Origin of the sequence: Larkinella insperata (assembly GCF_026248825.1) — a bacterium.
Classification (GTDB): Bacteria; Bacteroidota; Bacteroidia; order Cytophagales; family Spirosomataceae; genus Larkinella; species Larkinella insperata.
Genome location: NZ_CP110973.1, coordinates 1,713,596 through 1,726,390 on the forward strand (window position 1 = coordinate 1,713,596; position 12,795 = coordinate 1,726,390).

Below are 12,795 nucleotides of genomic sequence, written 5' to 3' on the forward strand. Positions count from 1 at the left end.
GCGAACCGTACCGCCGACGGCTCTTTTCACCACAATGCTAGCCAGTGCGTTCCTGACAAGATAGAACAGAATCAACCTTTGGAATCGCTTTTACGTTTGGCCAGACTTTTTCGAAATTCGGAGGGGCTTTTGCCGGTATGCTGCCGAAAAATTCGGGTAAAATGGCTCTGGTCGGAGAAGCCCGTCAGGTACGCGATTTCCGCCAGGCTGTTCGTGGAGCTTTCCAGCAACTGAGTAGCTTTTTCAATCCGGGCCTTCCGGATGTATTCGCCAAACGAAAGATCATCGAAGTACCGGGAAAACTCCCGCGACAAATAGGTAGGGTTCAGATCCAGGTTTTCCGAAACCGTTTTCAGGCTCAGGTTCAGGTTGGTATCGATGTGGTTCTGGATGAGGTTCCGGAGTTCGCTGGTCCACCCGGGCACCTTGGTGGTCTTGGCAGTTTTCTGGCTCAGGTAGGTTCGGTAAATTTGCAGCAGAACGTGCTCTGTAGGGTTCTGGACGTGTTTGGCCTGGGGCAAATACGTGGCCCAACTGTACAGCGAATCGTAAATGATCATGGCCTTCTCCAGCAGTTCCTGATCGTCGCGAATCAGAAAAGCCATCCCGGCGGCAATGGCCCACAACCCCGCCGACTGGCTGGCGACCGAATGATCATCCAGGTCAGCGCCCCGGATGATGGGGGCCATAATGTGCAGCGCCGGGTCTTTCAGGTCGTACTTTTTCAGGAAATAGTCGAACGTGCACTGGTTTTCGTAGTGCGTAAATTCGACGCCGGGAATGTCAAACGGGATGGCCTGTAACGTCTCGGCCAGGGGCCGCACCTGAGCGTCGGGAACAAAAATGATTTGGGCATCGGGATCGATAAACCGTTTGATGAGCCACGGACAGGCTATCCGGTCGATCTTGGGCCGTTCACGCGTGATCCATTTCATACTCCGAATGAGGTCAGGAAGTCCACTTTCTCCTAGGCAATCTTACGAAATAAGTAGCGAATCCAGCGAAATCCGGTCAATATACGGCTTTAATTCTTCGGTATCCAGAAAACCACGGACCAGCGTAACATCAAGCCACCGTTGACAGATCCACATTTCAACGAAAAAGGAGTTGACGGCGTAGAGGTGCAGCCAGAATCCGGGCAGACGCTTGGTATCCAGCAGAATACCCGTTTGCCAGACGATGTTCAATTGCTCCTGAAAGGTCAGGCCCCGAAAGTGGGCGAGCCCCTTTTTTTCTCGTTCACTTTTCATGGATATGCCGCGGCCAGCGGGGTATGGATTCCGATCAGTGGATTTGGGAAGCAAATCCGGGGACAATGAATTCGACTAAAAACCGGTTTCGGGGATACGGAAAGGCAGCGCCGGGAGCCCTTGCCCACCTGACTATTTTCCAGAAGCTTTGATCGACACTTTCGCGGGCTCTTCTTTCAGCAACTGGTCGATGTCGGCGTTGAATTCTTTCACAAATTCTTCGTAGTAAGCGCCGGTGGCCGGTCCGCTGTACCCCGTGTGAATTTTAGCAATTTCGCCCTGACGATTGATGTAAATAGTCGTTGGAAAAGCCACAACTTCGCTCAGCGCGGGCAATACCGACGCAGCAAATTTCTTGTCGGCCTGACCCGCAAACAGAATATCATACTCAATACCGATGCGGTTTTTCAGCGCTTCCAGCCGGGTTTTGGCGAAGGCCGGATCGTTTTTGCGCTCGAACGCCAACCCAATCACCTCCACACCCCGCTGGCGGTTGGCCTGATACCAGGGCGCCAGAAAAGCCGCTTCGTCCAGGCAATTGGGGCACCAGCTACCCAGCAGCGTTACAATGACCACTTTTCCCTTGAATTTCGGATCGTTCAGCGAAACCGGTTTGCCGGTAAAAGCATCCGGCAGCGTAAAGGCAAGCGGCACGCCTTCTTTGGGCTTCGTCAGGGTATAGGCGTCGGGCAGAACCGCCTGCGCGTTGCGCGTGCCCTTGATCGGCTGTGCACCCCGGGCGTTAATCCATTCGGCGGTGAGCTCGTTACCGCTGATTTTCCCCCGGATCAGCGAGGGGCTGGAACCGCTGAAAGCCGACAAGGCAAACTCATCGCCCTGCACCACGCCCTCCAGATAGCGGTAATCGCCGGTCGTTGCCAGGAACGTTCCGGTGACCTTGCTGCCCGACTGGCTGAAAACGCCCACGGTTTTGGTGTTGCCGATGGTTACATCCCATTTGCCCTGTAAACTTACCGAAGCCGCAGCGGGTTTCTCGACAAACCGATACCGTTTGCCCTGCTCGGCCCGAAACGGAATACCGGCATCGGCGGGGGTGGTATTCAGCCGCTTGAAGACGCCCGACAGCGTTTTAGCATTTTCCAGTTTGGCCGCCAGCACCGCGTCGTAAACATCAACCGGGAAAAACAGCGAATCGCCTTTCTGCGTAACGCCTTTCAATTCAAACCGTTCGGAACCGTTCAGCAGCCAGGCCGTCTGGCCTTTCAGCTCGAAGTTGAACGGCGCTTCCTGCCCGCCCGAAACGGTAAAGGCACCCCGCCAGAAGCCGTCCTGCGGTTTGTTTTGCGCCTGGGCGGTAGCTCCCGCCAACAGCAGACCGAGGGTTGCGAAGGTGATTATCTTTTTCATTTTATTCAGGTTGTTGATGATGTTGTACTTAAAACAGACCCCAGACGTTGCGCAGGCTTAACCCGATGATGACGATACCAACGATAATCATCAGGTATTTTGGATTGACTTTGCCACAGACGTAAGCCGCAAAGGGTGACGCCAGCACCCCACCCAGCAGCAAACCGAGCGTAACGGGCCAGTTTCCGGTACCAATCATCAGGATAAACGTGCTGGCCCCGGAAGCGGCAATAAAGAATTCCGCCAGATTGACCGAACCGATCGTGTAGCGCGGGTTACGGCCTTGTCCAATCAGGGAAGAGGTAACCACCGGTCCCCAGCCTCCTCCGCCGACAGCATCGACAAAGCCGCCCAACAACGCCAGCGGCCCCACAAACCGGGTTTTTTCCTTGGCTTTCTTTTTCCGCAGGGCTTTGCTGATGATCACGACGCCCATTAAGACGAGGTAAATCGAAATGTACGGCTTGATCAGGTCGCCGTCGAACGAGCTTAATATGTAGGCGCCGATGATGGCACCGGCCACGCCCGGCAACACCAGCAGTTTGAACAGCTTCTTATTGACGTTCCCGAATTTCCAGTGGGAAAGCCCCGACGCGCCCGTGGTAAACACCTCAGCGATGTGCACGCTGGCGCTGGCGGCCGCCGGACTAACGCCCAGACTCAGCAGCAGCGAAGTCGAGCTGATGCCGTAGGCCATGCCCAGCGCCCCGTCGATGGTCTGCGCCACAAAACCGGCCAGCACAAACAGCCAGAACGTGGGGTGCACCAGTTCATCGACCACCGGCTGAATTGGAATGTTCAGAAACTGCCAGGCCGCGATGCCAATGATCAGCACCAATACAACGATCCCCGCGATTAGCAAACGCGGATTGATAACCTGCGGACGGCTTGGAACTTGCGTATCAACCATATCGAAACAAGTAAAATATTTAGCCTATGTACTATATAGACAATTACTAAAAAAACAGAGCCAGAGGTTTCTCTGGCTTGGTTCTACAAACGTGGGACAAAATTTCTTATTTACAAACTTAATCCGCCAGTTTTTTCCGCCCTTGGGTATTATTTAAACTTATAGTCGGAAAAGTCCAAGATTGGCGCGCTGTTATTTCACCCGAACGCAGCGGAATCCCAGGTTATTGCTCCCACTGCTGACCTCGCCTTTTCCCCGGCTGCCGGCTTTGTAGCGGATGCAGTAATCATCACTGCACAAGAACGAGCCGCCCCGCTGTACGTACTTTACCGTGCCGGGCTCGTCAGGATCGTAGCTGTCCTGCGGACCCGTCGGGTTGTTCTTCGGACTGTTGCGGTAGTAATCAGGACGGTACAAATCCTGGCACCATTCCCAGACGTTGCCGTCCATGTCGTACAAACCGTACGGATTGGCCGGAAACGACTGCACCGGAGCGGCTGCGGCAAACCCATCTTCCGTCGTGTTTTTGCTCGGAAAACTACCCTGGTAGATATTGGCAATCCACTTGCCGCCGGGTTTCAGTTCTTCCCCCCAGTAATAAGTATGGTTACCCTTACCCCCCTGCGCGGCAAACTCCCATTCGGCTTCGGTCGGCAGGCGCTTCCCGGCCCACTTGGCGTAAGCGGCCGCATCTTCGTAGCTGACGTGCACGACCGGCAGGTTTTCCCGGCCCTTGATGCTGCTGTTTGGCCCTTCGGGATGTTGCCAGCTGGCTCCGCTGACGTACTCCCACCACTGCAACGGGTTGTCCAGCGATACTTTTTGCGCCGGGGGTGTAAACACCGCCGAACCCGGTACCAGCTTGTCCGCCGGAACCCCGGGGTAGTCTTTTGGATTGAGTGGCCGCTCGGCTACGGTGACGTAGTTGGTTGCGGCCACAAACCGGGCAAACTCAGCGTTGGTCACTTCGTGTTTATCCATCCAGAACCCGGCCACCGTTACGGTATGCAGCGGGCGGGCATCCGGAAACTCGTCGGAGCCCATCTGGAACGTGCCGCCGGGAATCCAGACCATATCGTCCGTGCTGCCTTCGCCCGCCGTTGCGGTGACGGAAGCAGCCTGCCGGATGGCTGCTGAACGGGATGGCATTCCCTTGGCGACGCAATGCGCTCCGCTGTCGGTTTCGGCGGTTTGCTCGGCGGTCGATTTCGTGTCCGAATTGCAAGCCGTGAATGCCGCCAGAAACACGCAGCAAAACAGCATTCTGATCAGGCACTTGCACACCGTTTTACTCCCCGTTTTCCACAATCTTGAGTGCTTCATCGTCTTTGTACTTCCGAATCTGGTCTTTCAACTTATTCTTTAAATCCGCGGTAATCGCTTCATATTCTTTAACACCGTACACATTCCGGAGTTCCTGCGGGTCTTTTTTCAGGTCATACAACTCCCAATACTCTTTCGGGCCGTAGAACCGCACCAGCTTGTACTGGCTGGAACGCAGACCGACGTGCGGTGAAACGCGGTGGGGCTGCGGGTATTCGTAATAATGGTAGTAAGCTTCCTGACGCCAGTTGGTTTTCTGGCCTTTCAGCAGCGGCAGAAACGACTCGCCCTGAATCTCTTTGGGTATGGCCGTTCCGGTCAGGTTGAGCATCGTCGGTGCCCAGTCAATGTTAGAAACCAGTTCGGGTACTTTCGTACCGGGTTTGATAACGCCCGGGTAGCGAATCACAAACGGTGTTTTCAGCGACTCTTCGTAAATAAACCGTTTGTCGAACCAGCCGTGTTCGCCCAGGTAAAAACCCTGATCGGACGCGTAAACGACCACGGTATTCTTCGCCAGCCCGGATTTATCCAGGTAATCGAGCACTTCGCCAATGTTGCGGTCCAGCGAGTTGGCCGTTGCCAGGTAATCTTTCAAATACCGTTGGTACTTCCATTCCACCAGCGCCTTGCCACTCAGCTTTTTCTCGTCAAACTCCTTGCTGATTTTGTTCTCGTAATAGTCGTAAAACGCTTTTTTCTCTTCGGGGGAGAACCGGTTGTAAACACCGCCTTTCTGGTAATCGGCGTGTACTTTCAGGTCTTCTTTCAGGCGCATCGTTTTGTCGATGGTCATGTCCTGATTTCTGGCGGCATCGCGGTTTTCGTACTCGTCGTAGAACGACGCGGGCAGCGGAAAATTCACCTTATCGTACGCGCCCAGATCCCGGATGTCGGGCAGCCACTCGCGGTGCGTGGCTTTGTGACCCACCACCAGAAAGAACGGTTTTGACTTGTCCCGCCCATTCAGCCAGTCGAGCGACAGTTTGGTGGTTACGTTGGTGACGTACCCCGGATAGCGGGTTGTATCGCCCTGGCCATTGACGAAATCCGGGCTGTAGTAGTGGCCCTGACCGGGCAGCACGTTCAAGTAATCGAAGCCGTGCGGCAAGCTCCCCAGGTGCATTTTCCCGATCCAGGCGGTCTGGTAGCCGTTCTTCTGCAACTCTTCGGGAAATACCGGCTGGTTGATCTCAAACTTCCGTTCGTTGACCTTGTAGCCGTTCAGGTGGCTGTATTTTCCGGTCAGCAGGGTCGCCCGGCTGGGTCCGCAGATGGAATTGGTAACGACGTTATTGTAAAGAATAGCGCCTTCTCTGGCAATCCGGTCGATGTTCGGCGTTTTGGCCAGCTTGCTGCCGTAGGCACTGATGGCCTGATACGCGTGGTCGTCGGAAAAAATAAAAATCACATTGGGCCGGGTGGCCTGCTGTGTCTCGGGCTCCTTCGGGGTGTACCCCGGAACCGTTACGAGTACAGCCGCCAACACCGCTACGGCCCCCATTACACTTACGCCAATTCGTTTATTCATTTCAGGTTACTGTTTACTTGCGTTACTGCCTCTTCCGGCCACAACACCGGTTTTCCGGTCGTTTTGAACGTGGGAAGCTGGGCGTTCCAGGTCTTCAACTGCTTAGTAAGCAGCAAAGCCAGTTGTTTTACTTTGTCGGGGTGCTGGGTTGCCCGGTTTTTTAGTTCACCAATATCATCGTTCAGGTTGTACAATTCCAGACCCGCGGTCCGGTGGTCGTAGACTAGCTTCCAGTCGCCCTGCCGGATGGCGCTCGCCCAGTGCAACATCGGTCCTTCAGCGGCAATCCAGCGGTTTGGGTGGTGCCAAACCAGGGCGCGGGTGTCGTCTTTGCGCTTCGGATTTTTCAATAATGGCAAAAAGGACTTTCCATCAATTGATTGAACGGTTAACGGTTTCTGAACCCCCGCCATCTCCAGAATCGTCGGGAAAAAGTCTTCCACAATCACGTACTGTTCGACCACGCCCCCCGGTTTGACCACCCCCGGCCAGCGCACCAGCATCGGCTCCCGAATACCGCCTTCGTACACCGATCCTTTGCCCGCCCGCAGCGGCAGGTTGTGCGTGTGTTCGGTGCCACCCCGCTGGGGTTTGGTGCTCAGTCCGCCGTTGTCCGACATAAAAATAACCACGGTATTGTCCGCAAGCTGGCGCTCATCCAGGAAATTTAGCAGGTCACCCAGGCTTTTGTCCATCCCTTCCACCAGCGAGGCATACTTCGCTTCGATGCTGTCCAGACCCGCTTTTAAATAGTTATCGACAAACCGCGGATCGGCCATGATAGGCGTGTGAACAGCGTAATGTCCGAAATACAGAAAGAACGGCTGCTTGTCCTGAACCGGTTTTTCCAGTGCTTTGATGGCTTCCAGCGTCAGGGCTTCGCTCAGAAAAACGTCCTTGCCGTGGTAGGCTTCCAGCCCCGGAACGGCGTTGCGATTGGGCTTCCCGTTAACTGGGCGGTCGTACTTATCGGTGCCCAGGTAGCTGGCCGGGTGTCCGATTTCATTTCCACCAATATTCACCTGAAACCCCAGATTTTTTGGGTCCGAACCCGGTGTTCCCGCCGAGCCGAAGTGCGCCTTTCCCGTGTGAATGGTATAATAACCGTTCTGGCTCAACAGCGCGGGCAGTGGGGTTGCGTGGAAGGTATGCTCGACACCGGCCACCGGGCTTAACCCGTTGATGTTCCAGTCCACCGAATTCAGCGATGAGTCGGCAAAGTCGGTATTTTTATTCTTGTTCGGCGAGGTCCAGTGCGTAATCCGGCTGTGAGCCGCGTTGACTCCACTCAGCAGGCTTGTGCGGGTGGGCGTACAAACCGGCTGGGCGTAAGCATTCGTAAATTTCAGTCCCTCTTTCGCCAGCCGTTCCATGTTCGGCGTCCGGTACCGGCGGTTCAGGTCGGTAGCCTGCTTCCAGAACGGCACGGATGTATCCTGCCAGCCCATGTCATCGACCAGAAAAACGACGATGTTGGGCCGAGCCGGTTTCTGCGCCCAAAGACCGTTTGCGGCAACAACCAGCAAACCGATAAACAGCCGAATTGTCAATGAAAGTTTACGCATTCTTTGCCCTTATTTATAGCCGTCATTCTGTTTTAAGTTCGGGTTGCGGTCAATTTCGCTTTGCGGCAACGGGAACAGAACCTGATGATCAAACGCGACTTTACCGCGCGCTTTGGCGTATTCAATAAACTTACCGTGCCGGATCAAATCCTGCCGACGAAGTTCTTCCGAGAAAAACTCCCAGCCCCGCTCTTTCAGCAAGTGCGCCCGCAAGGCGTCTTTCGTGGTGAAATCGCCGAGCCTGAGCGCAGCTACCCCCGCCCGGGTCCGCACCTGGTTGATCAGGTCGATGGCTTCCTGCGTGGGGCCGTTCAGCTCGTTGAGCGCTTCCGCCCGGGTCAGCAAAATATCGGCGTAACGGTACACCGGAAAATCGTTGCCCATCACCTCGCCGGTTGCGCTCAGGTCTTCCCTGAACTTAAAGCTACGAACATCATCGGTTCCGAGCTTGATAATTTTTCCGTTAACGTCCTCGTATTCCGTAATAATGGCCTGCCGCCGTTGGTCCGCGGGATCAAAGGTATTATAAAAACCCGACAGCGTTTTGAGCTGCGTCGCGTAGTTGGTCTTGGGTGCCGTCCTGAATTTGTAGTTCGGCGGGGCCGCGTGGGGGAGGTAATTGTCGCCCAGACCCGGTTGCGCCAGACTAGGCCGGATGTAGATAAACTCGCTGTTTTTCTCGTTGGCAATGTCGAACAGGTCCGTGCGGTTCGGGCCGTTGAACAACTGATAAACATTCAGGTCGATGACCTTTTTGGCGGTTTCGGCGGTTGCCTGCCACTTCTTGTTGTTCAGGTGAAACCGCGTGAGGAGCGACAAAGCCGCTCCTTTGGTTGCCCGGCCGTATTGCGTTGCGACGGTCGGTAAAATGTCCGCGACGGCTTTGAATTCCGTTTCGACGAAATTGACAAACTCTTCTTTGGCCGCGCGGCTGGGCCGGTCGTCGCTGCTGGTGACGCTGCTCGTAATCAGCGGAACCGGCCCGAACAATTCGTACAAGGTCTGGTAGGCGCTGGCCCGCAGAAACCGCGCTTCGGACAGGATTTGTGCCTTGCGGTTTTCGTTCATCGCAATGGCGGGCACCTGATCCAGAATCAGATTGGTCCGGTAAATGGTGCGATAATGCAACGACCAGGCGGTTTCGAAAAACTCGTGGGCGGCATTCCAGGTAAAATCTTCCAGCGGCTGGGCCAGACTCCGCAAACCGCCTTCCCGGTCAATCAGCAGGTCGGTGTTAACCTCGGCCAGCAGCAGGTAATTTCGGAAACCCCGGCGCTGCTCCACCGCATACGCCGAGTTCAGCAAGCCTTCGGCATCGTCGGCTTTCTGGAAAAAATTGTTGGGACCGAAAGCCGAATACACTTCCTCTTCCAGCGGGTTGGCGCAACCCGTCAACAGGCCAATCAGGGCTACATAGAGTATCTTTTTCATCGAAGTTCGTGATTAAAAATTAAGGTTCAGGCCCAGCGTGTAGGTTCTCGTCAGCGGATAGGCGTTGTAATCCGCCCGGACGTTCGACGTACCGAACGCGCTCACTTCGGGATCAGAGCCGGTGTATTTTGTAAGGGTGAACAGGTTTTGCCCCGTCACGTAAAGCTGGGCGCTCCGGATGGCTTTCAGCCTCGTAACTGGGATGTTGTACCCGAGTTGAACGTTTCTCAGCCGAATGAACGAAGCATCTTCCACGGCCCGGCTGTTGATGTTGGTGGCGTAGGCCACTTTCGGCGGAATGCCGGACGAGTTGGCGTTCGTCGGGTTGGTGGGGGTCCAGCGGTCGGTGTAAGACTCCGCCAACCGGTTGCGCCGGAACGAGATCGGATTTTCGGATTCGGTGCGGTTCAGGTTGAAAACGCTGCTGCCCTGGACGCCCTGCAAAAAGAACGACAACGTCAGCGGGCCGTACGAGAAGTCGTTGTTGAAGCCGAAGGTATAATCCGGGAACGGCGAACCCAGGATGGTCCGGTCGGCGGTGGTGATCTGGCCGTCGCCGTTCACGTCGCGATACCGGTAGTCGCCGGGGTTGGCCAGCGGCTGCGGGGAGGATTTAATGTTGTCGCCCAACTGATACACGCCGTCAATCACATACCCAAAAAACGAGTTGAGCGGATAACCCTTCTGAATGATGCTGAAATCTTTCGAGAAACCGGCTTCACCCTGCAAAATATACGGCAGCCCCGCCAGATCGGTTACTTCGTTGCGAATAATCGAGAAATTGACCGACGAGCGCCAGGTGAACGGTTTCTGGATGTTAATAGTATTCAGCGTGATTTCCAGCCCGTTGTTTTTCATCCCGCCCACGTTTTTGAAGGTCGTTGAAAAACCGGTTGTGCGCGGAACGGGTAGTTGCAGCAACAGGTCCCGCGTGTCTTTGTGGAAATAGTCGATGGAACCCGTCAGGCGGTTGCCAAACAAACCAAAATCGACGCCGAGGTCAAGCTGGGCGGTGGTTTCCCACTTGAGGTCGGGGTTGGGGAGCTGCGTAGTCGAGACCCCCACGTACGAAACCCCGTCGAAAATGGCGTTGCCCTGTGGCCCCAACAACACCAGCGATTTATAACTACCAATGTCCTGATTACCCGTCAACCCGTAGCTGCCGCGCAGTTTCAGGTCCGACAACACCGTTACCGCTTTCAGGAACTCTTCTTCCTTGATCCGCCAGCCGAGCGCTACCGAGGGAAAAAAACCGAATTTGTTGTTCTGCCCAAACCGCGACGAACCGTCGGCCCGGAACGAAGCCGTGAGCAGGTATTTGTCCAGCAAATTGTAGTTCACCCGCCCCAGATACGATTGCAACTGATTCTGATTCCGGCCCGAACCCACGTCAAACGTCGTGCGGGCACCGGCTGCGAGGTTGTTGGACAGCAGCGCGTCCGACGAGAAGTTCTGCGACCCCGCCCCCACGTAATCATTCTGGAACTGCTGATACGTGTAACCGCCCAGCACTTCAAGCCGGTGAGCCTCGTTGAAGGTTTTACTATACCGGGCCGTCAATTCGAGCAGGTAGTTGCTGGCGTTGCTGACCTGCACATCGGCAATTCCGTTGGTGGCCTGCCCGCGCCGGGTCTGACGCGAAATGTAGCTGTCGCGCCGGGCGCTCTGGCGGTCGGTTCCGGCGTTGAGTTTCACCGAGAGTTCGGGCAAAATAAAGTATTCGGCAAAGAGGTTACCGAAGGTCCGGTTGGTTTCGGCCACGTCTTTTACTTCGTTCGCCAGCGCCACCGGGTTTTCGAGGTTCACGATGAGCGTCTGGGCGTAATTGCCGTTGGCGTCCCGGATGGGCAGCGTCGGGTCCTGGAAAATGGCGGTATTGACCACCCCGGCCCCTTCGTTGATGCTGACGCCGTTCGGCACAAAATCGTCTTTCACCAGGCTGGTGTTCAGGTTCAGGCCAAACTTGAATTTGTCGTCGTTGTAAGTCAGGTTGGCCCGACCGATGTATTTTTTGATACCCGAACTGATGATGACGCCCTTCTGATCGTAAAAATTAGCCGATGCGTAATAGTTGAATTTATCCTGACCGCCCGAGAACGCCAGCTGGTGGTTGCGCGTGTAGCCGGGGCGGTAAATTTCTTTCTGCCAGTTGGTTCCGGCTCCGATGGCGGCAATTTGTTCAGCCGTAAATTCCGGGGCCAGTCCCTGATCTTTTTTCAGGTCGTTCAGCAGGCTGACGTACTGCTGCGTGTTCAGCATCGGAATGGTTTTGGTCACATTCTGAAAAGCCGTGTAGGCGTTGTAATTGACTTTCAGCTTGCCTTTGGTTCCTTTTTTCGTCGTCACCAGAATGACCCCGTTGGCCCCCCGCGAGCCGTAAATGGCCGTCGCTGATGCATCTTTGAGCACTTCAATGGACTCAATATCGGCCGGGTTCAGTGCGTTCAGCGGGTTGCGAACCGCCCCATCGGTGGTGACCGGCGAGTTGGGCACAACGGGTGAATTGTCGATGGGCAGACCGTCAATGACGTACAGCGGCTCGTTGTTGGCGTTGATGGAGTTGGCCCCCCGGATGCGAATGCTCACTCCCCCGCCGGGTTCGGCGCTGGCCTGCGTGATCTGTACCCCGGCGGCCCGGCCCGCAATGAGTTGATCCACCGACGTCTGAACGCCTTTGTTAAACTCCTTCGAATCCAGTGAGCTTACGGCGCCAGTCAGGTCACTTTTCTTCTGGGTACCGTACCCCACCACCACTACTTCGTTCAGTTGCCGGGTGTCGACGATGAGCTTCACGTCGAGCTGGCTTTTGCTGTTGACCGACACTTCCTGTCGGATGAAGCCTACGCCCGAGAACACCAGCACGGCATTCGGGGCCGCCTGAATCTGGTAGTTACCTTCCGCGTCGGTGACGGTTCCCTGCGTCGTGTTTTTGATCAGCACGTTGATGCCAGGAATACCGTTCCGGTCGTCTTCGGAAGTTACTTTTCCTTTCACCGGGCTTTGCGAATAACCCGCTACCTGGAGGAAAATGAAAAAAGCCGAGAGCAGCCGAAAGCCAGCTTTCTGATTGGTAATATGGTACAGGTATTTCATGGAGGGTTTATGTTTGCAGGTATATTTGATTAAATCCAGAGATTTAGAAGATTAATAAGAACGAGTAGAAACCGCTTTGGCATTCCCAAAACGTCAACCGATCAAATAAGAAAGTAAATCAACAACAGCAACAACAACCGGAAGCGAATAGGGTTGTTGAAAAAGGGCCATCAACAGGTGCGGACGGTCTAGCGTCCCGCCGGAAAGGTCTGTTTAAAAGCGTAGAATTTTTCATGATGCAGGCTCCAGCTAACCGTGAAATCAAATTCTTGTTATTCCAGCAACTTAGTGGAGTAACAAAGGAATAGGATGCCACAAACAAAA

Annotated in this window: 9 protein-coding genes; all 9 read right to left on the bottom strand. The window is 55.0% G+C overall.

Features of this window, described 5'->3' with window-relative positions; all coding sequences use genetic code 11:
- Positions 1-71: 71 nt before the first annotated feature.
- Entirely contained in the window at positions 72-935 is an 864-nt protein-coding gene (locus OQ371_RS06915; RefSeq protein ID WP_265993063.1) for a chromate resistance protein ChrB domain-containing protein, read from the bottom strand.
- 42 nt (positions 936-977) lie between these two features.
- A complete protein-coding gene (locus tag OQ371_RS06920; protein ID WP_265993064.1) occupies positions 978-1,250 on the bottom strand; it encodes a hypothetical protein in 273 nt (90 codons plus the stop codon).
- A gap of 132 nt (positions 1,251-1,382) precedes the next feature.
- The gene (locus OQ371_RS06925) at positions 1,383-2,618 is read right to left on the bottom strand and encodes a TlpA disulfide reductase family protein (protein WP_265993065.1); all 1,236 of its coding nucleotides are present in this window, start codon (positions 2,616-2,618) and stop codon (positions 1,383-1,385) included.
- 28 nt (positions 2,619-2,646) lie between these two features.
- Positions 2,647-3,528 carry a sulfite exporter TauE/SafE family protein gene (locus tag OQ371_RS06930; RefSeq protein ID WP_265993066.1) on the bottom strand — a complete coding sequence of 294 codons (882 nt, stop codon included), beginning with the start codon at positions 3,526-3,528 and terminating at the stop codon, positions 2,647-2,649.
- 192 nt (positions 3,529-3,720) lie between these two features.
- Complete coding sequence (locus OQ371_RS06935) at positions 3,721-4,851, bottom strand: formylglycine-generating enzyme family protein (protein WP_374761438.1); 1,131 nt, start codon at positions 4,849-4,851, stop codon at positions 3,721-3,723.
- Positions 4,817-6,382: a sulfatase family protein gene (locus OQ371_RS06940; RefSeq protein ID WP_265993067.1), complete on the bottom strand. Its 1,566-nt coding sequence runs from the start codon at positions 6,380-6,382 to the stop codon at positions 4,817-4,819. Before OQ371_RS06940 ends, OQ371_RS06935 begins: the two co-directional genes overlap by 35 nt.
- The gene (locus OQ371_RS06945) at positions 6,379-7,947 is read right to left on the bottom strand and encodes a sulfatase (protein WP_265993068.1); all 1,569 of its coding nucleotides are present in this window, start codon (positions 7,945-7,947) and stop codon (positions 6,379-6,381) included. The genes OQ371_RS06940 and OQ371_RS06945 overlap by 4 nt, the downstream gene beginning before the upstream one ends.
- A gap of 9 nt (positions 7,948-7,956) precedes the next feature.
- Positions 7,957-9,378 carry a RagB/SusD family nutrient uptake outer membrane protein gene (locus OQ371_RS06950; RefSeq protein ID WP_265993069.1) on the bottom strand — a complete coding sequence of 474 codons (1,422 nt, stop codon included), beginning with the start codon at positions 9,376-9,378 and terminating at the stop codon, positions 7,957-7,959.
- A gap of 12 nt (positions 9,379-9,390) precedes the next feature.
- Positions 9,391-12,471: a SusC/RagA family TonB-linked outer membrane protein gene (locus OQ371_RS06955; protein WP_265993070.1), complete on the bottom strand. Its 3,081-nt coding sequence runs from the start codon at positions 12,469-12,471 to the stop codon at positions 9,391-9,393.
- Between the last annotated feature and the right edge of the window lie 324 nt (positions 12,472-12,795).